Source organism: Reinekea sp. (genome assembly GCF_982785585.1).
Genome location: NZ_CEYAVF010000023.1, coordinates 35,737 through 55,680, shown reverse-complemented (window position 1 = coordinate 55,680; position 19,944 = coordinate 35,737). Strand labels below are relative to the sequence as shown.

Below are 19,944 nucleotides of genomic sequence, written 5' to 3'. Positions count from 1 at the left end.
GCGCCCTAACGCAGCTCAACTTCGATGGCGCGTGCGAGACCCTTAACCTGCGCGATGGCCTGGTCGCAATAGCCCCTAGGCCGGGCCGTAAAGCCTGAAAAGTTGAGCGTACCCACGACATCGCCTCTTATCCACAGAGGCTCGCCTATATAGGACTCCGGCTGCATCACGGTAAAGACCGGGTGCAATATCCGATGGGTGAATTTCTCGAGATGGGTATGGATAAGCATCTGTTGCGATCGCACCACCTGCTTGCAGTAGCTGTCGCGACACGGGAAGTCATGGCCGACCGCAAGGCTCGGCAATTTGAGCTCCGAGGTCACCGCTAAAAGGGTGTAAACATTGCCACAGACTGAACTGACAATGGCAAAGTCGGCTATAAGACTGCGCCTAAGCGACTCTAGTTGATCATCAAAGCACTCTGCTAGGATTCTGACGGCGGACTCCCAATGACTATTCATCTTGAGTCTTTAGCATAGAATCGAAGCGAATCCTGTTCCTATGATCCTTAACGCACTATTGATAGTAATGTCAGTTATTGCCCCGGCGCCGGGGACATCGGTCGTTCAACCAAGCGGCGTTATTTGACGCCTGGGCTCTCAAAATAGTATCCAACCCGTTCTTGCAGACCCAAATAGCTGTAAACCGTGGCGGGATATTCGGTCGGTCGAAGGGCACGTACTATCTGCAGGTCCGGGTGCTCGGCCAGATCGATTATCATAGCCTTATTGGCGGGTATGTCCGGGTTATAGAGCACGATACGGGGCCTTAATAAGGCCTTGGATGAGACCATCACGACGAGACCAACACTCTTATCTCTGAGCAGAACCACCGTTCCGGGCGGATAGATACCGAAGGTGCGGATGAAATTCTGCGCCAAGCTATCGTCGAGTTGCTCACCGCCCTGGGCATAGATATGGGCCATTGCTTCCTTCGGCGTCATGGCATCCGGCAAGGCATGGGGATTACAGTAGTTGTCGTAGAGGTTGGCAATGGCCACGATGCGGGCCAGTTGCGAGACTTTCTCGGCAGGCACCTTCGCAGGAAATCCCGAGCCATCTAAGAAGGCATGATGATGTCCGATAATTTCCAGCACCTCGGGCCGAATGCCGTTGATCCGATGTACTAACTTGATCCCCTGGCCAACGTGGCTCTTATACAGCTCAAGCTCCGGATTGGTCATATTTTTGTGATAATTGGCGATTCGGGCCGGCACCGCAACTTTGCCGATGTCATGCAACAGTGCACCCATGCCCAGTGCCAACAAATCGGTTTTAGACAGTCCCATGCTGTGCCCCAAGAGCAGCGACAGCACGGTGACATTGAGCGCATGGTTGTTGGTATTAAAGGAGGCCGGCGACATATTAACCACATTGATCAACATGCTCGATTCATCATCGAACTGGGCCATTAGATCGCCGATCAATTCTTCGCTACCGCGCACCGCGTTGGCCGGGGCGGTGGTCAGGTCGGACATCAGGTTATGGATGCGTTTTTTCGTTTCGTTGTAACGTTGCGCAGTGTCTTTACGAGCGCGCCGGAATTGGTCCGCCTGGTCAATTCTACTTTGTTTCTCATCCCAGAATTTGGCTTTATTGGCGTCAATGGCCGCAGCATCATCGGCGCCGATGGGCTCATCGCCTGTCGCATCGGATTTTGGATCGCTCTTAATTTGGTCGTAGGGCACCCTATCGAGCCCAAGGGCCCTAATTTGTTCAACCTCGCCCCAGGTTTTAATTTTAAAACGACTGAAAAAAAATGGATGCTGCGACCAGCTCAGCGGCAACTCTACATAGATACCAGGCCTTAGTTTGGCAACATCGATCAATTGAATGGTCTTCATTCTGTTAGCGTCCAAAGGAGTATGAATTTAAGGCAGCGCCAGGGCCAGTTTACGCATTATTCAGCTGCGCAGGAAGGACAACCGCCGGCAAACTCCGCCCTGCCCGTCCAATTCCGCGACCAGCCCGAAGATCGCTGACCCAGTGGCGCTCGACGCCATTGAAAGCGACCCAAAAGGCCCCACCTCTGTGCTACTTCTTTACTCACTCAAAGGTTGAACCCATGCTTTACGATCTTACCGTTGTGCAATTTAGCAAGATGCTTACCAATCTCAGCGCCATTCTCGACAAGGCCAACGGTTTCGCCGATGGCAAAAAAATTGATATGGCGGTCCTGTTAAATGCTCGTCTGGCACCGGATCAGTTCACCTTGACTCGCCAAGTGCAGATTGCCTGTGATACCGCCAAGCTGGCCGTTGCTCGCCTGGTCGACCAGGCCGATGCCGCACCCAAGCATGACGATAGTGAAACCACCGTGGCGCAATTACAGGAGCGCATCCAATCGGTGCTCGACTATCTGGCCAGCTTCAGTGAAGCCGACTTCGCCAATGCCGCCACCAGCACAATAACGCAGCCGCGCTGGGCGGGTAAACATATGGTGGGTGAGGATTTCGCCATTCATCATGCGATACCCAATATCTATTTCCATATCACCACGGCATACGCCATTTTGCGCCACAATGGCGTCGAAGTGGGTAAGAAGGATTATTTGGGCGCCATGCCACTGCGCGATTAGGCTGCTTGGGCTAGACCAGAAAGACCTTAATGTTTTTCCGGTTTAGCCGTTCGATAATGGCTGGATCGGCAGTTTTACCGGTAATCACTATATCCAGCTCGTCCAGATTGAATAGCGTAATGCCACCGAAGACGCCGATCTTATCGGCGTCGACTAACGCGATAATCTTGTCAGCGTAGGCGTGCATCTTCTTCTCTTCCATAAAGGCTAATAAGGCTGACTTAGTCAAGCCGGCATCGGTCAAGCCATCACCGCTGACAAACAGATATCGACCTTGGTAGGACTCCTGTATTTCGGGCGATACCAGCAGGCTTTGGCTTTTAATATACTGTCCGCCCAGCACCACCAGGTGCGCATAGCCCTCTGAAATTAGATAGGTCACCAGTGGCAGATAGTTGGAATACACATGGATGTTGGTGCCGAGCAGGTATTTACCCATTAAAAAAGTCGTTTTGCCCTCACCAATAAAGACATTGTCTCGATCCTGGCACAGCTGCACGGCCTGCCGGGCGATGCGATCGCATTCATCAAAGTTATTGTAATCCGAAATATTCGGGTAAAAACCCTTAAAGCCGGGCGACTCAGAGGTGCTCGGCGAGAGGATTTTCTCGGCCCCATTGCGGATTTTCTTTAACTTACCCTGTTCGTCCAACTCTATTATGTCGCGGCGAATGGTCGCCGGTGAGCACTCGATCAATTCGACTATTTCGCCAACCGTTAAGATCGGGTGTTCCTGTAGATGCTCCAAGATGCGTTTCTGGCGCGATCGCGAATTCATAACTAAGCTCCCTGGCGAGTTTTGCATAAAATTGATCATTTATGACTATAGTTGATTGCCGATTCACATTCCAGCCCATTTCTCTGAAATTCTTGCACCAATTTGACGATATCTGCACTGTTTAAGTGCGATTGATCGTTTAATTAGATGTAAGTCACCCTGCTGACGTGGATACTAGAGGACTGTTTTGACGCGCTTTACGGACTATTTATACTGCTTCGCGGGTACATGAGGTAACAAGATGAAACCTACTCTAATAATAAAAGAAACAATCTTGCTTAATATGGAAGCCTCTTCAAAGAACGAAGTGATTCATGCCATCTGTGGTCACCTGTTTTTATTGAAGAAAACACAAGATCCAGCGCAGCTCTATTCGGACATTATTGAACGGGAAGAAGTGGTAAGTACCTTTGCCGGGTCACACACCGCCATCCCCCATGCGATAACCAAACACGTCGACTACCCTGTCCTGTGTTTTGCCCGAGTAAAGAATGATGATTTTACCTGGAATGGAAGTGACGAAGATGTACGTTTTGTCATCTTACTTTGTGCACCCGCACAGGATGATCTACGGAAACTGAGACAGAGTCAGTCATACGTTTTTTCATCCATCGCCCAACTGATTGGCCGCACGGGCACTCTTGACCTGTGGGCCAATGCTCATGATGAGCAAGTGATTCTCGACAGCTTGAATCAAGCGTTCGAAGCCAATCTAACTACAACAATATAATTGGGGACATCCTATGTCTGAAAACAATTTAAAAATCGGCGTCCAGTCCTTCGGACGATTCCTGAGCGGCATGGTGATGCCCAACATTGGTGCCTTTATCGCATGGGGCCTTATTACGGCACTCTTTATACCAACGGGTTGGATCCCGAATGAATATCTGTCCGCGCTCGTTGGGCCGATGATCACGTATCTACTGCCATTATTGATCGGTTATACCGGCGGCAAGATGGTTGGTGGTGAGCGCGGTGCTGTTGCCGGTGCGATCACGACCATGGGTGTGATTGTCGGCGCATCAATCCCGATGTTCCTCGGCGCTATGATTGCCGGCCCACTCGGCGGCCTAGCCATTAAAAAATTCGACCAAGCAGTTGAAGGCAAGGTTAAGGCCGGCTTTGAAATGCTGGTTAATAACTTCTCGCTCGGCATTATCGGCATGCTCACTGCGCTGATTGCCTATACGCTGGTTGGACCCGTGGTCTTGGCTATTACCGAAGCCTTAGGCGCCGGTGTCGGCTGGATCGTAAGCCATAGCCTGCTGCCATTGGTGTCTATCCTTGTTGAGCCGGCGAAAATTCTGTTCCTCAATAACGCCATCAACCACGGTGTCTTTACTCCGCTCGGTGCCGAACAGGCCGCCGCTACGGGTAAATCAATATTCTACCTGATTGAAACCAACCCAGGTCCTGGTTTGGGCATTTTACTGGCCTACATGCTGGCCGGTAAAGGCGTTGCGCAGAAGTCAGCTTATGGCGCTTCAATCATCCATTTCTTCGGCGGCATCCATGAGATTTATTTCCCATATATCCTGATGAAGCCACGCTTGATCATCGCTGTGATAGCTGGTGGTATGGCAGGCGTTACCTTCAACATGGTGACCGGCAATGCGTTAGTTGGACCGCCGTCTCCGGGTTCTGTCTTTGCACTGATTCTGATGTCTACTAAGGGCATGGGTATCCTCTTAACTTTGGCCTCTATTGCTATCGCCGCGACTGTATCCTTCTTGATCGCTGCTGTTATCATCCGCAGCGATGCATCAAGCACTGATGATCTAGAAGCTGCTCAGGCAACCGTGAATGCCAATAAAGCCAGCAGCAAGGGTTTAGGCAACGCAGTAACCGGCGCCAGCCAGGTACGTCGAATTGTTGTTGCCTGTGATGCCGGCATGGGCTCGTCTGCCATGGGCGCCACCGTGCTACGCGGTAAGCTAAAAGCGGCCGGTCTAGATATCAATGTCAGCAATGCCGCCATTAATGATCTGACCGATGCCGATATTGTTATCACTCAGTCAGAATTGTCGGCCCGGGCTAAAGCAAAATTACCGTCCGCTCAACACCTGAGCATTGAGAACTTTATGGATGGCGGATTTTACGACGACCTGGTCGCAAAACTCGTTTAACCGATCGGTGCACGCTTTTTACTCGTAGGCATAAAGAATGCGGGCCTCAAATGATCCTTATTTGAGGCCCACTAACGGCAACTAAGTTGCTGTAAATTTAAGATCAAAGGGATATCCATGTCCTTAACAAAGACTCCTCAAAATACCGAGACACCGCGCCACTTCCAGCCAGACGACGTCATGGCAACGACTGACCGAGTCCTGCTGTCGAGCGCCGATGTTTTAACTCAGAAATTTTTTACCAATAAGACCGAGGTACTCAAGGCCATCGCCGAGCGCATGCTCAGCCGTGGTTTTGTAGCCGCTGATTACAGCTCGGCAATGCTCGCTCGAGAAGACAAGGTCAGCACATTTCTCGTGAATGGCGTGGCCATACCGCATGGCACATCCGAGGCCAAGGCCCTGGTAGTACGCACCGGATTAGTAGTGGTGCAGTTGCCGGCCGGGGTAATCTGGAACGCCAAGGGTGATGTCGTTAACCTTGCTGTCGGCATTGCCGCAACCGGTACCGATCATCTCGATTTACTGCAGACCCTAACCGGCGTCGTCCTCGATGAGGCATTGGCCGCCGAATTGGGCACCAGCGCCAGCGCCGAGCAGATAGTCGCTTGCCTAAATGGCACCCCAGTCGAAACCGATAACGGTGCCGTTGGCGAAGATTTACGCCACAAGAGCACAGTGACCCTGATTGATTCGGCCGGATTACATGCCCGACCCGCTGCCGAATTGGCCGAGTTGGCCAGCGCTTATGCCGGGACCGAGCTGCGTTTGCGCAAAGGTGCGCGCATCGCCAACCTCAAATCGATGGCCGAATTGCTCAGTGTCGGCGCAGCGTGTGGCGACAGTGTGACGATTTCGGCCCAAGGCCCAGATGCCCCGGCGGCGGTTGATCAACTGGTAACCGCCATTGCCGCCGGACTCGATGGCGAGACCGGCGATCATAGCAACGCTGAATACGATCCCCTGGCCGGGCTGCCGGCCTTGAGCAACCCGTTAGGCCGCTTTGTCACCGATGGCGCGCCCGCGTCACCGGGTATTGCGCTGGCCGAGGTCTATGTGCTCGAAACCCAACAGGTCACCCTGGTGCAGGCCGCCAACGACCCGGACGCCGAACGGGCCCTGTTGAGCGCCGCACTGCGCACTGCGATTCAACAACTGGAGCAGCTGCAACTGGAGCTGACTCAGGGAGCCGTCGATGAAGCCGCAATCTTTCGGGCACAATGCCAACTGCTGCGTGACGAGAGTCTGATCGCGGCCACTGTTGCTCTGATCAACGCCGGTAACGCCGCGGCCTGGTCTTGGCAACAGGTCTTGATGGCGCAGGCCGATCAACTCTCGGCCCTGAGCGACCCACGCCTCAAGGCGCGCGCCGCCGATATGGTCGATGTCGCCCGGACCGTGGTGAATGTCTTGAATCACCAGTCCAATCGTCTGGATTATCCGACCGATCGGGACTTTATTCTGCTGGCGAGCGAACTAAGCCCGTCGCAAACCGCTCAACTGGGTGGGTTACCGATCAAGGCAATATGCACCGAACTGGGTGGGCCCAACAGCCATATGGCGATTCTCGCACGCGCCTTGGGCATTCCTGCGTTGGTCGGTGCCGGTGCTGATTTCCTGACCCAGGTACGCCCAGGCGATTGGGCAATCGTTGATCCACAAGGTGCTCAGCTGGTGTTGGCACCCGATGCCGAGACCCGAGTTCAAGCCGACAGCCTGATCGCCCAGTGGCAGAAGAGTCAAGCCTATGAACTGGGTCAAAAAGATCAGCCCACCGAAACCCTCGATGGCCATCGCGTTGAACTGGTCTGCAATATCGCCCAACCGAGCGACACGCCGGGTGTGCTTGCCAACGGCGGTGATGGTGTTGGCCTGTTGCGCACCGAGTTTTTGTTTGAGTCGTCCACGCTGGAACCGACGATCGAAGAGCAAGTGGCGGCCTTAACAGAGATTGTCAGCTGCTTGGGCGAGCGCCAACTGGTGGTGCGCACCGCTGATATAGGTGGCGACAAACCGGTCTCTTGGCTGACCATGCCGGCGGAAGAAAATCCTTTCCTTGGGGTGCGTGGGATTCGTCTCTCGTTCCGCAATGAGGCGATGTTCAACAACCAGCTCGAAGCCATTTATCGAGTGGCGCAATGGCAGGCCGACCAGGGCATTAGCCCGGGCATCCATATCATGTTTCCGATGATTGCCACCTTAGCGGAGTGGCGCAAGGCGCGCGCCATGGCCGAGGCTATTCAGATCCGCTTAGCCGCTCCGATACTGCCCCTAGGCATTATGGTGGAAGTGCCATCGGCGGCTCTATTGGCCGATCACTTTGCTCGGGAAGTCGACTTTTTATCGATCGGCTCTAACGACCTGACTCAATACACCCTGGCGATGGACCGCATGCATCCGCAATTGGCCAGCGAAGCCGATAGCTATAATCCGGCCCTGCTGCGCCTGATCGCCATGACGGTGCAGGCCGGACAGGCGCACGGCAAATGGGTTGGGGTGTGCGGCAACATGGCCGCCGATCCGGACTTAGCCTGTCTCCTGGTCGGCTTAGGGGTGAGCGAATTGTCGATCAGCCCAGCCAATGTCCCGGCGATCAAAACGCTCTTACGCAGCGTCGTCTATAGCAAGTTGCAGGATAAAGCCCAGCGGGCGCTTGCCCTGCCCGACGCCGCCGATGTGCGTCGACTCTATGCCGACCGAACCGATTTGTTGTGACCGACGTAAGTGCCGAGCACAGCACCAAGCCTATTGAATTTTTGGAGTAAGACCATGACCACCCTATTTGAAAACTATCAACAACTGACCGGCACCGTGCCGGAGCAAACTTGGACCTGGAACCTCTATGGTGCCGGCGTGGACAATATCGGCCGCGACAATCGCGCCGAGATGTTTGATGTACCCAAACCCGATGCCGACCAAATGTTGGTGCGCGTTGACGCGGTCGGGCTGTGTTTTTCCGATGTAAAGGTGATCAACCAGGGCAGTGCCCATCCCAAACTCTATAACCGAGATTTAAAGTTGGAGCCTACCCGCCTCGGCCACGAAGCCACGGTCACGGTAATTCAGGTCGGCGCGAATCTGCAGGGCCAATACCGACCCGGCGAGCGCTATGCCATGCAACCGGATATTTATCAGAACGGCAAAAGTACCGCCTATGGTTACACCCTGCCCGGTGGCCTGGTGCAATATCACCTGATCGGTAAAGAGATTCTCGAAACCGATGCCGGTGCCTGCCTGCTGAGGGTCTCTGACCAGATGGGCTTAGGCGATGCCGCCCTGCTCGAGCCTTGGGGTTGTGTCTTCGCCTCCTATACACAGCGGCGCCGTCTGTTGCCTAAGGCCGGCGGCACCATGTGGTTGATCGGTCAACCGGGTGCAACCGAGGACTATACCTTCAGTCACGGATTGGAGTCCCCTGCGACCCTGATCCTGACCGATGTACCCGCCAGTGTTGCCGCCCTGGCCGCCAATCACGGTCGCCGCGTCGTAGTACGCGATGGCCTTACCGTCGATGACTACGCCGCGCTGGCAAGCGAATTTGGCGACGGTGGCTTCGACGATATCGTGATGCTGGCGCCGCGTTCGGCCGTGCAGGTCTCTGAGGTGGCCAAACTGGTGGCACGCCGCGGCACCCTGAATATGGTCGGTACCGAACCGCTCGACGGTCTGGTCGAAGCCGATGTCGGTCGCCTGCACTATGACTATGTTGCCTTCATCGGCAATGCCGGCCGCAATATCGCCGACTCCTATGGCGAGGATCGCAACCGTTGTGATCTGCGTAACGATGGCACGGCGGTCTTTGTTGGCGCCGGCGGCCCCATGGGTCAGATGCACGTGCAGCGCGCGATCGAACAGAAAAACGGCCCTAAGGTCGTGGTCGTGACCGATATAGCCGATGATCGACTGGCCGAAATCGAGGCCCGCTTTGCCCCCTTGACCGCGGCGAATCAGCGCACCTTGGTAACCTACAACCCGACCACCGCGCAGGGCAGCCTACACGACCTGGTGATGGAATTGACCGACAATAAGGGCGCCGAAGACGTGGTCGTCTGCGTGCCCAATGGCGGCATTATGGCCGACTCGGCGACCTTTATGAATGAAAACGGCATGCTGGTGTTGTTTGCCGGTGTCCCGAACGGCACCATGGCGCCGGTCGATTTCAGCCAAATTTACCTCAACAATGCGCAGCTGACCGGCACCTCCGGCCTGACCATTCACGACCAAACCATGGTGATGGAAAATACCCTGCAGGGTAATATCGCGCCCGCCGTCTGTGTCGCCGCCATTGGCGGGATGCATGTTGCCAAGGCCGGCATCGAAGCGATGATCGCCAGCCGCTATCCGGGCAAAATATTGATTTTCCCACAATTGCTCGATCTACCACTGATGGGCCTAAACGAGCTGGCCGAGAAAATGCCCGCCGTCGCGGCTGCGTTGGGTGCCGGCAACACATGGAATACGACTGCCGAGGCCGCACTGTTCAATCAATGCCTCGTGGCCCAGCCATGATCTATACCCTGACGCTGAATCCGGCCATCGATTTCGAACTGATAGTGGCGGATTTTGAATTTGATGCGGTGTCGCGTGCCTTAGGCAGTCGGGTTGACTGCGGCGGCAAGGGCTTTAATGTCTCGCGCATGCTGGCCAACCTAAAGATGCCGAGCATCGCTATGGGCTTAGTCGGTGGGCCCACCGGCGACCGCCTCAGCGCCATGCTCGGCGAGTTGGGTATCGACACCCGTTTCACTCGCATTGCCGGCGAGACCCGGACCAATGTCAGTCTAGTTCAGGCCGGCGGCTCAAAGCATCTCAAGGTCAACGATACCGGACCGTCGATCAGTGACGAGGAGCTGGCAGAATTGATCGGCATGGTGCGCGCAGCCGCTCGGCCGGGGGATTGGTGGGTTTTGGCGGGCAGCTTGCCGCCCGGAGTCCCGGATGATGTCTACGCGCAGCTAATTACTATCCTGGATCAGCAGGGCGCCTTTACAGTGCTGGATAGCAGTGGCGAGGCGCTGCGCTTGGGGTGTGCGGCTGGGCCGACCCTGGTCAAACCCAACCTGGCCGAAGCCGAGCAATTAACCGGGCTGGTGGTCAGCGATGCCGCAAGCCTGACGGCTCTCGCTCAGGCGGTCTTGCTCTTGGGCCCGGCCAGCCTGGTGCTTTCGATGGGCAAAACCGGTGCCTTGCTGGCTACGCCGGACGAGCAGGTCGAATGCATCAGTCCACGCATCGTCGAACAGAATCCGATCGGAGCCGGCGACTCTATGGTGGCAGGTTTGGTTTGGGGGCTCAGTCAGGGCCAGAGTCAATCGGGTTCGCTAACCCTGGGCATCGCCTGCGGTGCGGCAACAGCCAGCTGTGCCGGCACCACCCTGGGCACCTTAGCCGATGTCGAAGCGCTCTTGGCAAACTCGAACTAAGGCTTGGCGCGGCGCTCGCCAGAGCGCTGCTTTGAATGTGTCAGCGCGTCGAGAAAGCGGGGCCGCCTAGCCCCATAGATCATTTATCGCTGAGCATCCGAACTTCGCGTTGTGGAAACGGAAAGGAAAAGCCATTCTGGTTCATCAACTTCCAAATCTCATAGAGCAGATCGGCACCGACCCGATTCTCGCCATCATCGATGGCATTCATCCAGAATTCGATGTGCAGATTGATGCCGTTGTCGCCAAAGCCCGATATTTCAATATCAGGCTGTTCCTCGAAGCTATAATCCGCCCCCGACAAGACGCTCTTATGGGCGCACAAGGTGGCCTTGACCAGCGGGAACAGTCGATCGAGATCAGTACTGAAGGCTACGGCAAAATCGATGTCATAGCGCTGCTTCAAATTCTTGTGCGTCCAATTGGTAAAGGTGGTCGAAAAAAACACATCATTGGGCACCACTATGTCTTTGCCATCGAAGGTTTCCAGCGTAATGGAGCGTAGATTGACATCGCGAATGGTGCCGCCGCGCGCGTCCGCCAATTCAATATAGTCACCAATGGACAGGGACCGCTCCAAAAGGATGATGAGTCCGGAGACAAAGTTCGATGCGATGGACTGTAAGCCAAAACCGATCCCGACACCGATGGCCCCGCCCAAGACCGTCAGCGTCGTCAGGCTGATGCCGAGCACATTCAAGAGCACCAAGAACATCACCACATAGAGCAGCACCTCGAACAGTTTGGCGATAACTTCCTTGGTACTGGAATCCAGGCCCGTCCGACTGCGGATGGTTTTTTTCCCAAGCCGATTCGATTCCTTGCCGAGCCAAAACAGGATGGCACCGAAGTACAGCACTCGACACAGATCGTAGATTGAGAAGTGAATATTACCCACGTTAAGGGCATAGGCTTCGAGCGCATTGATGGCCGGGGTCAGGACATCAAAGGCGTTTAACAGGATCAGCGGCACCACGGTGTAGATCAGCGCCTTGGCATAGACCTGTGCCTTGAGGTAACCCAGAGCGTAGCGCACCACGATCAAGGCGCCGATCAGACTCTGCGTCAACGAGACCAGATGACTTGAGCGACCCTCGCTTTCCAGGCCGTAAATTAAAAATACCAAGAGTACAAACCAGATCAGTAATGTCAGGGAATGGCTGAAAAAACTCTGCACTTGTTTCAGCAGCGCCAGCTTAGGTTGATCGATATGCGGCAGAAATGTGCGCACCACAGTGGCCAGGCCGAAGGCCAGCGACCACAACAGCAAGACTGCGAGCAGTTGTACCGCAGTTGGCTCGGCCAGCACACTGGTGATAAAGGGCGACATCTGCAACTCGTCAAAAAACAGCATAGTGGTTTACTCCGGTGGGACTGGATGAGAAGCGGATTGCAGTTCAGCACGAGCCTGTTCAATTACCCGTAAGACAAGGGGTTTGATTTTACTGTGCTGATGGTAACAGGCAACGACCGGGCGTGCGCAGACATCCGCGCCCGCAACCCGATACAGCAAGCGATCCAGATAGCCGGCCACCCGTTGTTCAGGCAAATAGGCACAGCCGCCGTGACGCAATAATAGGTCCAGCGCCAGCGGCACCAAACCGGTTTGCAGCCGGGTCGAGATTGGCCGACCTAAAGCGTGCAGCGGCGCGGGCAGAATGCCCCAGTCGAGCTCAATGTAGCCAGACAACGCGGTCTCATCGGCCAGATCGCGCGGCTCTGAAGCAACCAGTACCAAGTTCACCGGCGGCAAGTCAAAGCTGCGGATGTCGCTGTGCTTGGGTGGCTCAAACTGGAAAGCCAGATCCAGAGTTCGATCCAAGAGACGGCGATTGAGCTGATCAGGAGGCATCGAGTCAGCTTGCACCTGCAGTCCGTCATTCTCTGCTAGGGTGGACTGCAGGGACTGCTGAACAAAGGATTCCCACAGACTCACCGGCGCGGCGATACTCAGGGCGGCCTGATCGGTGGCCGCGCTGACCAACTCGCGCAGGGTGACATCCCAGGCCGACAATACCGTTTGGGCATGGGGTATCAGGCGTTTGCCGGTGTCGGTCAACTGGAGGTTGTTACGATAGCGGGCAAACACCGGACTGCCCAGCGCCGATTCGAGCAGCTTGATACGCGCACTGACCGCAGCTTGGGTCAGAAAGAGCGCTTCAGCGGCCCGTCCAAAGTGTCCGGTTTGCTGGACGGCTAAAAAGGTTTTGAGTAATTCCGTATCCATACAGCCCACCCTAATTCTGGTAAATTTACGCCACCATTGGCGCCCCGCACAGGCCGACTTGGACTAAGCTTAGCAAAGGCTGCAAATATACCCCAAAGCCGGTCGATAATGACCATATTTTCACCCCAAAAAACGCGTTTAAGCGGTCGCGGCCGGCTAGAATCTTCGACGAATTACCCGTCGTCTGAAATCACAAAAATAGTTGTCGACTTTGATCACCAAGATAGTGATGATGCGCGGCCCAAAATACTCACCTTTTGGCCCTGCACTTATTTTTAGGCTAATTAGAACAAGAGGTACGCGTTATGAAAATTGCTGTTTTATCGAGAAATGAGAATCTGTACTCCACAAGACGTCTCAAGGAAGCCGGCGAAGCGCGTGGCCATCAGGTTGACATAATCGATACCCTGCACTGTTACATGGACATCACCCGAAGTCGGCCGGCTGTGCGCTATCAGGGCCATGAGTTGCCCTACTATGATGCCGTGATTCCGCGTATCGGCGCATCGGTGACCTTTTATGGCACCGCGGTCGTCCGACAGTTCGAAATGATGGGTACCTTTTGCATCAATGAGTCGGTCGCGATCAGTCGATCGCGCGACAAGCTGCGGTCTCTGCAGCTACTGTCCCGGCGCGATGTCGGCCTACCGCGCACCGGTTTCGCGAACCGACCCGATAACGTCAAGGATCTGATAAAGAACGTCGGTGGTGCGCCACTGGTGATCAAACTATTGGAAGGCACTCAGGGTATTGGCGTGGTATTAGCCGACACCAACAAGGCCGCCGAGAGTATTATCGAAGCCTTTATGGGCTTAAAAGCCAACATCCTGGTTCAGGAATATATCAAGGAAGCCGGAGGTGCCGATATCCGCTGCTTCGTGGTCGGCAACAAGGTCGTCGCGGCGATGAAACGCCAGGGCGGCGAAGGTGAATTTCGCTCCAACTTGCACCGTGGCGGCACCGCGACATTGGTCCGGCTCAGCAAAGAAGAGCGCGCCACAGCCGTCAAAGCAGCCAAGGTCATGGGTCTGAACGTCTGTGGTGTCGACCTGTTGCAGTCGGCCAATGGACCGGTGGTGATGGAAGTGAATTCCTCGCCCGGTTTAGAGGGCATCGAACAGTCTACCAACAAGGACGTTGCCGGCCTAATCTATGAGTTTATTGAAAACAATGCCGCACTGATCAGCACCAAAACCAAGGGCAAGGGTTAAGCGGCCCACTGAATCGACTGAACATTAACCTAAGAGAAGCGCGCGACAATGGCCACGACACCTCTGGTGATAGGCAATCAAGAAATTTTACCCGGACGCAGTTACCGTATTGAGCTGCCGGTTGCCCGGCTCTATACCGACACCGAAGTGACCATGCCGGTCTATGTGATCCGCGGCAAACGCCCTGGGCCGAGTGTTTTTGTCTCCGCGGCCATTCATGGCGACGAACTGAACGGCATCGAGATAGTCCGCCGCCTGATTCAGTCGAAAACCCTGAAGGTCAGTGCCGGCACGCTCTATCTGGTGCCTATGGTCAATGTCTATGGCGTTCTCAATCAAAGTCGCTATATGCCCGATCGACGCGACCTCAACCGCAGCTTTCCTGGCTCGGCTAAGGGCTCGTTGGCCGGCCGAGTGGCCAATATGTTGATGGAAGAGATTGTTAATCGCTGCCAATATGGCATCGATTTACACACCGGTGCGATTCACCGTTCCAACTTACCGCAAGTACGCGCCTTTCTCGAAGATCCGGAAACGCTCAAGCTGGCCCAGAATTTTGGCGTACCGGTGCTACTCAACTCAAATCTGCGCGATGGCTCGCTGCGCGAAGCGGCTGTGGCCCAGGGTACCAAAATCCTAATCTACGAGGCTGGCCAAGCCTTGCGTTTCGATGAGATTTCGATTCGCGCCGGCGTAACCGGCGTGCTCAATGTCCTAACCTATTTGGGGCTATTGACCCGTAAGATGCCGAAAAAAATCGTGCAGCCCTATGTCGCCAACAACAGCGCGTGGGTGCGCACCGGCTTCAGCGGTATCGTCAACCATTTAAAAAATCTCGGCGACCAGGTACAAAAAAATGACGTCCTGGCAACGATCGGCGGCCCGTTCGGCGAAGTCTTTGGCCAAGTCCTCGCGGTGCGATCTGGCATTATTATCGGTAAGCTCAACATTCCTTTGGCCCAAGAAGGCGATGCGCTATTCCATATTGCCTTTTTTTCGGAGTCCGATGAAGACGTTTATGACAACATTGAGGTTATGCAAGAAGCCCTGATGCCCGACCATCCCTTTATATTGGCAGGGGATTAGCAATGCGTGGCCATCAGGCAGTGCGCGAGGTGTCGCTCTTGAGGGTGCTGGACGCAATGCCTATGGCCAGTCTGAAACACGATCAATTTTTTGCATAAAGGACACCAGGTGGTACCCTTTCTTAACGTCGTGATACTTAATCCAACAGGGGTTAGCAAGACCCAACAGCTGTCCAGCACAGAGGAGAGGAAACAGGAATGAGTGACCAGAAACAACTTATTACTGGCTGGGAGCCCGCAATTGAGGGCAAATTCTTGGTTGGCAGTCTGGAAAACTGTGATCTGCCGGGACTGGGCATCTGTGACTTAAATGTCCGTGTCGACACCGGCGCAAAGACCTCGGCGTTGCATGTAGATCAGATTCGAAAAATCAAAAAGGATGGTAAACCCTGGGTCACGTTCGCCATTCATCCCAATATCCACAAGGTCGACGACTGCATTTACTGCGAGGCCCCGCTGCGGGATATTCGCAAGATAAAGTCATCCAATGGCGTCACCGACGAACGCTATGTTATTCGCACGACCATAAGCCTTAACCAGCAGACATGGGAGATTGATATCTCTCTGACCGACCGCTCCGACATGAGTTATCTGATGTTGTTAGGCCGAGAAGGCATGGGCAATCGCCTGTTGGTCGACCCCTCTAAAACCTATTTACTGGCGCGTTAGGCTCGCGCGTGCGGCATCTGATTAGCCTCACTAACTCTAGGTCTATAAGGCCTAATCTATTATTCTTGCGCCGCCTCAGCTGTGGGTGAGTCATTCTCAAAAGAGGGGATATGAAAACCAGCGCCCATCGACACATAGCTGAGTTTACGGCCGGTATATTTCAAATAGAAAAGCCATACTTTTTCATGTTCGGTTTCGGCCTCCTTTAATTGATTGCAGCAGCGCACAAACTCTTGCTCTTCGGCCGTTGCCGGCTGCTGATGACCACTGGCCAAATTCTTATAGGCCTCGCCATGCCGTTCGATTAGATCGGCCTGCTTTTTCGAAAGTTGGCCACTGCGGGCGAATCCATAGGGGAAGTGCAAGCGATCGGAGAAAGTTTTTTGGCTATAAAAAGACGCAATTGTGTTCATTCAGGTGAATTCCTTTTTAGCTAACGATTGCGCGAATTATCGATAAGGTTATCGATTCTGTACAATTTATTTTTTTTGTGATGACCACAAAAATAATTAAATATTTTTTAGTTAAAATTATTAACCATGCGCTGAGAAATAAAACTATCGGAAACGCTTAAAAAACTATTACTGATTCCCGTTATCCGATTAACTTTTCAAAAAGACTACTGGTATGAGGCCGAAGACTATTAACGGTTTTGTAACGAAAATCAGTCAAACGGCCTAAAGAAATTCATTGCTTGACCGGCGCTATTGGTTGAGCTTGTAAGCAACAATAAATCATTGCATCGACCTCAGGACGGCGAATGAGCTTGGCCCCGTTGAGTCAAGGACAGGCCGAGATTACTTGCTCGGCAGCACCCTAACCGGTGATAATGCCGACTTACCCGCGCGCCTTACAATAATTGGATTAACAAATGGATTGGAAAATATTTCTAACGATTTTTGTCTCAGTTTTTATTGCCGAACTCGGCGATAAAACCCAGCTGGCTACTATGCTGTTTGCCGCCGACAAAGCGGTCAGCAAGACCACAGTCTTTCTCGCGGCCTCGGCGGCTTTGGTCGTCGCATCTGCCATCGGCGTGATCGCCGGCAGCCTATTGTCGGAATATATAAATGAGAAATATCTGCACTATATAGCCGGCATGGGTTTTATCGCGATAGGCGCCTATACCCTCTATAACGCCTGATCGGTCGGCTCGCTAATAGAGGTTGCCGTAACGCTCGACATAGGTTAAGTAGACTCGCAGATCAAACTCCAGCTGGTGATAATCCGGTAGCATATGCCGGCAGAGCTGGTAAAAGGCCTTGTTGTGGTCCTTTTCTTTCAGATGGGCCAGCTCATGCACGACAATCATTTGCAAAAACTCCGCTGGGGTCTTTTTAAATAGCGTGCTGATGCGAATCTCGTTTTTACTCTTTAGCTTGTGGCCCTGCACCCGCGACACAAAGCTGTGAGTGCCGAGCGCGTTATTGACGACATGGATCTTGGGATCGTAGACAATCTTGCTGAGGGCATCAGACTTCTTTAGATAGGTCTGCTTCAAGCCGAGCACAAAATCGCGCAGCGCCTTATCATTGGCCACCATATGTATTGTCGGGTATTTATCGAGCAAAAAACGCGCCAGCCGATTCTCATCGATCAGGCTTTGCACTTGTGCCTGCAAGTCAGGGCTATAGGCTGAGAGGTACTTGAGCGTGGACATTGGATCTGCTTTAACTCCAAATAAGGGCTACCCACTATACCCTAAAGCGAACAGCAGTTACCTCGCGCTGATGCCTTAGCCACCTTGAGCGGCCATTGCGCCCGTTCACTCTATGCCGCTTGGTGATATTGCGGGCTCTGGCTATGAGTAAGAATAAAAGCCACGGCCCGATTTTTTACCATAATAACCGGCATCCACCATCTGCTGCAGCAACGGGCAAGGCCGATATTTGCTGTCCCTAAAGCCATCATGCAAGACATTCATAATAACCAGGCAGGTATCCAAACCGATAAAATCAGCCAATTCCAGTGGCCCCATCGGATGATTCATGCCCAGCTTCATGACTGCATCGATGTCCGTACTGCTCGCCACCCCTTCATAGAGGGTATAGACGGCTTCGTTGATCATCGGCATCAGAATTCGGTTAGACACAAAGCCCGGATAGTCTTTCACGGTGACCGGTGTCTTCTGGATACGCTGTACCAATTCGTGTAACGCCTGATAAGTCGCGTCACTGGTCTGTAAGGCGCGGATTAATTCAACCAGATCCATCTGGGCAACCGGGTTCATAAAATGCATGCCCATAAAACGATCCGACCGGTTGGTGGCCGCAGCCATTCGGGTCAGTGAGATGGCGCTGGTATTGGACGCCAAAATGGTCGAATCGGGGCAAATTCGATCTAGGCTTTGAAACAGCGCGATCTTGGTCGGTTCTTCCTCGCTGACGGCCTCGATCACCAGGTCGCAGTCAACAAAGCGATCCATTTGTGGCGCGGTATGGATATTGTGCGCGGCCTGGTCACGCTGTGTTGCACTGAGAGGTCCCTGTGCAACCTCCTTGTCGAGACTCTGTTGGATCTCCAACACAGCGTGCTGCAGACGACTTGGTTGATTGTCCACCAGCTGAACCTGGAAGCCTTGCCGGGCAAAGACCTGGGCAATGCCGCTGCCCATCGTGCCGGCGCCTAGGACACCTATGTTGCTTATCGTCATAACTTGTTTCCTCTTGCACGGCTGATTCCGGAGTGGGCTGCAGTCAGACCTTGGTTGCAATAATACCGGGCCCATGTCAGTAAACGACCCAAGCAGTATTGCCTAGTCTGACTTCCATTGAGCTGATCGGAATCAACCCGAGCCGGATCCGCTTGATCGCGATCGACCTGAACGAAAACCAAGCGATCCATAACAGATACCGGACCCGATTACGACCCGAGTGAAATGCGGCGAGCTCAACGCCGTGCTGTATTTGCCGGAACAGCCATTGCTCGATCGCTTCGATGGCAATGCCGGTGATCGCTTGATTCTGACCCTTAAGTTTCTGTTTCTGCTGAGCGTGATGAGGCTGGGTTCCAAACGTTTCCATCGCTAATGGGCCTGATACCAATAGCAACGGGCTGCCGCAGCCGCGATGCTTGCCCTTAATCGATGATTTCTTGCTATAATCGATCCCCTTCACTCAGGAGCATCTCCATGCCATCATTTGATATTGTTTCCGAAATTGATAAGACCGAATTACAGAACGCCATCGATAACGCCAACCGCGAACTCGCGACCCGCTTTGACTTTCGTGGCATCACCGCCAGCATTGAACTCAGTGGCGATGAAACCATCGTATTAAAGTGTGATTCCGACTTTCAAGTACGCCAACTGGAAGAAATAGCCGCCAAAAACTGCAACAAACGCGGCATCAATTCAGCCTATGCTGAGGTTGATGAAACGCCGGTTCACAGCGGTAAAAGCTTTTCCTTGAATATGAAATTCAAGCAGGGTTTGGAGCAGGCTACTGCCAAGTTGATTGTAAAATTGATCAAGGAAGCTGACCTCAAGGTTAAGGCAAATATCCAAGGCGAGAAGGTGCGTGTCGAGGGCAAAAAACGCGATGACCTGCAAGGGGTTATGGCACTGCTTCGTGATGAGAAGAAAATTGAGCAGGATCTGCAATATACCAATAGGCGCGACTGAGAGACACAACTGCACTCGGCGGAAAGATATACAGGACCACCTTGCCTCGCATCCTGGTTAGGGTCAAAACCCTAGGGGTCTCAGCCAAAAAAAAACCACCGAAGACGGTGGTTGATTGAGGGTTGGGTCTAGCCAATCTACTTACCCTTTGGCTTGTCTTTTTTGGTTGAGCTTCCTTTTGCAGCCTGGTTACCTTTTGCAGCCTGGTTACCTTTTGCAGCCTGGT

20 protein-coding genes are annotated in these 19,944 nt (G+C 53.7%); 11 read left to right on the top strand and 9 right to left on the bottom strand.

The window, feature by feature from the left end; translation table 11 throughout:
* Positions 1–5: 5 nt before the first annotated feature.
* Together AC4FIC_RS10440 and AC4FIC_RS10435 are read right to left on the bottom strand one after the other, a co-directional pair.
* Entirely contained in the window at positions 6–461 is a 456-nt protein-coding gene (locus tag AC4FIC_RS10440; protein ID WP_273286280.1) for a GAF domain-containing protein, read from the bottom strand.
* 119 nt (positions 462–580) lie between these two features.
* Positions 581–1,843 (bottom strand): cyclic di-GMP phosphodiesterase, encoded by a 1,263-nt coding sequence (locus AC4FIC_RS10435; RefSeq protein ID WP_100258412.1) that lies wholly within the window; start codon positions 1,841–1,843, stop codon positions 581–583.
* Positions 1,844–2,064: 221 nt separating this feature from the next.
* Here AC4FIC_RS10435 and AC4FIC_RS10430 point away from each other — a divergent pair, with 221 nt between their 5' ends.
* Positions 2,065–2,577 (top strand): DUF1993 domain-containing protein, encoded by a 513-nt coding sequence (locus tag AC4FIC_RS10430; protein WP_100258413.1) that lies wholly within the window; start codon positions 2,065–2,067, stop codon positions 2,575–2,577.
* A 10-nt stretch (positions 2,578–2,587) separates the two neighbouring features.
* Here AC4FIC_RS10430 and ulaR read toward each other — a convergent pair whose 3' ends face one another.
* Positions 2,588–3,355, bottom strand: coding sequence for an HTH-type transcriptional regulator UlaR (gene ulaR, locus AC4FIC_RS10425; RefSeq protein WP_273286283.1), 768 nt, complete (start codon positions 3,353–3,355; stop codon positions 2,588–2,590).
* 241 nt (positions 3,356–3,596) lie between these two features.
* Between ulaR and AC4FIC_RS10420 the strand changes: the two genes are divergently transcribed.
* From AC4FIC_RS10420 to pfkB, 5 genes are all read left to right on the top strand, one after another.
* Positions 3,597–4,085: a PTS sugar transporter subunit IIA gene (locus tag AC4FIC_RS10420; protein ID WP_273286285.1), complete on the top strand. Its 489-nt coding sequence runs from the start codon at positions 3,597–3,599 to the stop codon at positions 4,083–4,085.
* A 13-nt stretch (positions 4,086–4,098) separates the two neighbouring features.
* Entirely contained in the window at positions 4,099–5,481 is a 1,383-nt protein-coding gene (locus AC4FIC_RS10415; protein WP_100258416.1) for a PTS mannitol transporter subunit IIBC, read from the top strand.
* A gap of 117 nt (positions 5,482–5,598) precedes the next feature.
* Positions 5,599–8,196, top strand: a complete 2,598-nt coding sequence (gene ptsP / locus AC4FIC_RS10410) for a phosphoenolpyruvate--protein phosphotransferase (RefSeq protein WP_100258417.1) — start codon at positions 5,599–5,601, stop codon at positions 8,194–8,196.
* A gap of 54 nt (positions 8,197–8,250) precedes the next feature.
* On the top strand, positions 8,251–9,990 hold the full coding sequence (locus AC4FIC_RS10405) for an alcohol dehydrogenase catalytic domain-containing protein (RefSeq protein ID WP_273286289.1): 1,740 nt from the start codon (positions 8,251–8,253) through the stop codon (positions 9,988–9,990).
* A complete protein-coding gene (pfkB, locus tag AC4FIC_RS10400) occupies positions 9,987–10,904 on the top strand; it encodes a 1-phosphofructokinase (RefSeq protein ID WP_287419097.1) in 918 nt (305 codons plus the stop codon). Before AC4FIC_RS10405 ends, pfkB begins: the two co-directional genes overlap by 4 nt.
* A gap of 79 nt (positions 10,905–10,983) precedes the next feature.
* On the opposite strand, the gene AC4FIC_RS10395 is transcribed toward pfkB, so the two are convergent.
* Both AC4FIC_RS10395 and AC4FIC_RS10390 read right to left on the bottom strand, forming a co-directional pair.
* Positions 10,984–12,258, bottom strand: a complete 1,275-nt coding sequence (locus AC4FIC_RS10395; protein ID WP_227003708.1) for a mechanosensitive ion channel family protein — start codon at positions 12,256–12,258, stop codon at positions 10,984–10,986.
* A 6-nt stretch (positions 12,259–12,264) separates the two neighbouring features.
* Complete coding sequence (locus tag AC4FIC_RS10390; RefSeq protein WP_100258420.1) at positions 12,265–13,131, bottom strand: LysR family transcriptional regulator; 867 nt, start codon at positions 13,129–13,131, stop codon at positions 12,265–12,267.
* A gap of 305 nt (positions 13,132–13,436) precedes the next feature.
* Between AC4FIC_RS10390 and rimK the strand changes: the two genes are divergently transcribed.
* The 3 genes from rimK to AC4FIC_RS10375 all read left to right on the top strand — a co-directional run bounded on the left by rimK (position 13,437) and on the right by AC4FIC_RS10375 (position 16,096).
* Entirely contained in the window at positions 13,437–14,342 is a 906-nt protein-coding gene (gene rimK / locus AC4FIC_RS10385; protein ID WP_100258421.1) for a 30S ribosomal protein S6--L-glutamate ligase, read from the top strand.
* A 48-nt stretch (positions 14,343–14,390) separates the two neighbouring features.
* A complete protein-coding gene (locus AC4FIC_RS10380) occupies positions 14,391–15,428 on the top strand; it encodes a succinylglutamate desuccinylase/aspartoacylase family protein (protein WP_100258422.1) in 1,038 nt (345 codons plus the stop codon).
* A 197-nt stretch (positions 15,429–15,625) separates the two neighbouring features.
* Positions 15,626–16,096, top strand: coding sequence for an ATP-dependent zinc protease family protein (locus tag AC4FIC_RS10375; RefSeq protein ID WP_100258423.1), 471 nt, complete (start codon positions 15,626–15,628; stop codon positions 16,094–16,096).
* Positions 16,097–16,155: 59 nt separating this feature from the next.
* On the opposite strand, the gene AC4FIC_RS10370 is transcribed toward AC4FIC_RS10375, so the two are convergent.
* Entirely contained in the window at positions 16,156–16,509 is a 354-nt protein-coding gene (locus AC4FIC_RS10370; RefSeq protein ID WP_100258424.1) for a MaoP family protein, read from the bottom strand.
* Positions 16,510–16,967: 458 nt separating this feature from the next.
* Between AC4FIC_RS10370 and AC4FIC_RS10365 the strand changes: the two genes are divergently transcribed.
* Positions 16,968–17,240: a TMEM165/GDT1 family protein gene (locus AC4FIC_RS10365; RefSeq protein ID WP_100258425.1), complete on the top strand. Its 273-nt coding sequence runs from the start codon at positions 16,968–16,970 to the stop codon at positions 17,238–17,240.
* A gap of 12 nt (positions 17,241–17,252) precedes the next feature.
* Here AC4FIC_RS10365 and AC4FIC_RS10360 read toward each other — a convergent pair whose 3' ends face one another.
* The 3 genes from AC4FIC_RS10360 to AC4FIC_RS10350 all read right to left on the bottom strand — a co-directional run bounded on the left by AC4FIC_RS10360 (position 17,253) and on the right by AC4FIC_RS10350 (position 19,119).
* Entirely contained in the window at positions 17,253–17,756 is a 504-nt protein-coding gene (locus AC4FIC_RS10360; RefSeq protein ID WP_100258426.1) for a YgjP-like metallopeptidase domain-containing protein, read from the bottom strand.
* Positions 17,757–17,897: 141 nt separating this feature from the next.
* A complete protein-coding gene (locus AC4FIC_RS10355) occupies positions 17,898–18,749 on the bottom strand; it encodes a 3-hydroxyacyl-CoA dehydrogenase family protein (RefSeq protein ID WP_100258427.1) in 852 nt (283 codons plus the stop codon).
* Between the two features lie 76 nt (positions 18,750–18,825).
* Positions 18,826–19,119 carry a hypothetical protein gene (locus AC4FIC_RS10350; protein ID WP_273286300.1) on the bottom strand — a complete coding sequence of 98 codons (294 nt, stop codon included), beginning with the start codon at positions 19,117–19,119 and terminating at the stop codon, positions 18,826–18,828.
* 107 nt (positions 19,120–19,226) lie between these two features.
* Between AC4FIC_RS10350 and AC4FIC_RS10345 the strand changes: the two genes are divergently transcribed.
* Entirely contained in the window at positions 19,227–19,718 is a 492-nt protein-coding gene (locus AC4FIC_RS10345) for a YajQ family cyclic di-GMP-binding protein (RefSeq protein ID WP_100258429.1), read from the top strand.
* Positions 19,719–19,944: the final 226 nt, after the last annotated feature.

Excerpts from the sequence above, each read along its gene's own strand:
- AC4FIC_RS10440 (WP_273286280.1), bottom strand. The coding sequence starts at position 461 with ATGAATAGTCATTGGGAGTCCGCCGTCAGAATCCTAGCAGAGTGCTTT.
- AC4FIC_RS10435 (WP_100258412.1), bottom strand. The coding sequence starts at position 1,843 with ATGAAGACCATTCAATTGATCGATGTTGCCAAACTAAGGCCTGGTATC.
- AC4FIC_RS10430 (WP_100258413.1), top strand. The coding sequence starts at position 2,065 with ATGCTTTACGATCTTACCGTTGTGCAATTTAGCAAGATGCTTACCAAT.
- ulaR (WP_273286283.1), bottom strand. The coding sequence starts at position 3,355 with ATGAATTCGCGATCGCGCCAGAAACGCATCTTGGAGCATCTACAGGAA.
- AC4FIC_RS10420 (WP_273286285.1), top strand. The coding sequence starts at position 3,597 with ATGAAACCTACTCTAATAATAAAAGAAACAATCTTGCTTAATATGGAA.
- AC4FIC_RS10415 (WP_100258416.1), top strand. The coding sequence starts at position 4,099 with ATGTCTGAAAACAATTTAAAAATCGGCGTCCAGTCCTTCGGACGATTC.
- ptsP (WP_100258417.1), top strand. The coding sequence starts at position 5,599 with ATGTCCTTAACAAAGACTCCTCAAAATACCGAGACACCGCGCCACTTC.
- AC4FIC_RS10405 (WP_273286289.1), top strand. The coding sequence starts at position 8,251 with ATGACCACCCTATTTGAAAACTATCAACAACTGACCGGCACCGTGCCG.
- pfkB (WP_287419097.1), top strand. The coding sequence starts at position 9,987 with ATGATCTATACCCTGACGCTGAATCCGGCCATCGATTTCGAACTGATA.
- AC4FIC_RS10395 (WP_227003708.1), bottom strand. The coding sequence starts at position 12,258 with ATGCTGTTTTTTGACGAGTTGCAGATGTCGCCCTTTATCACCAGTGTG.
- AC4FIC_RS10390 (WP_100258420.1), bottom strand. The coding sequence starts at position 13,131 with ATGGATACGGAATTACTCAAAACCTTTTTAGCCGTCCAGCAAACCGGA.
- rimK (WP_100258421.1), top strand. The coding sequence starts at position 13,437 with ATGAAAATTGCTGTTTTATCGAGAAATGAGAATCTGTACTCCACAAGA.
- AC4FIC_RS10380 (WP_100258422.1), top strand. The coding sequence starts at position 14,391 with ATGGCCACGACACCTCTGGTGATAGGCAATCAAGAAATTTTACCCGGA.
- AC4FIC_RS10375 (WP_100258423.1), top strand. The coding sequence starts at position 15,626 with ATGAGTGACCAGAAACAACTTATTACTGGCTGGGAGCCCGCAATTGAG.
- AC4FIC_RS10370 (WP_100258424.1), bottom strand. The coding sequence starts at position 16,509 with ATGAACACAATTGCGTCTTTTTATAGCCAAAAAACTTTCTCCGATCGC.
- AC4FIC_RS10365 (WP_100258425.1), top strand. The coding sequence starts at position 16,968 with ATGGATTGGAAAATATTTCTAACGATTTTTGTCTCAGTTTTTATTGCC.
- AC4FIC_RS10360 (WP_100258426.1), bottom strand. The coding sequence starts at position 17,756 with ATGTCCACGCTCAAGTACCTCTCAGCCTATAGCCCTGACTTGCAGGCA.
- AC4FIC_RS10355 (WP_100258427.1), bottom strand. The coding sequence starts at position 18,749 with ATGACGATAAGCAACATAGGTGTCCTAGGCGCCGGCACGATGGGCAGC.
- AC4FIC_RS10350 (WP_273286300.1), bottom strand. The coding sequence starts at position 19,119 with ATGGAAACGTTTGGAACCCAGCCTCATCACGCTCAGCAGAAACAGAAA.
- AC4FIC_RS10345 (WP_100258429.1), top strand. The coding sequence starts at position 19,227 with ATGCCATCATTTGATATTGTTTCCGAAATTGATAAGACCGAATTACAG.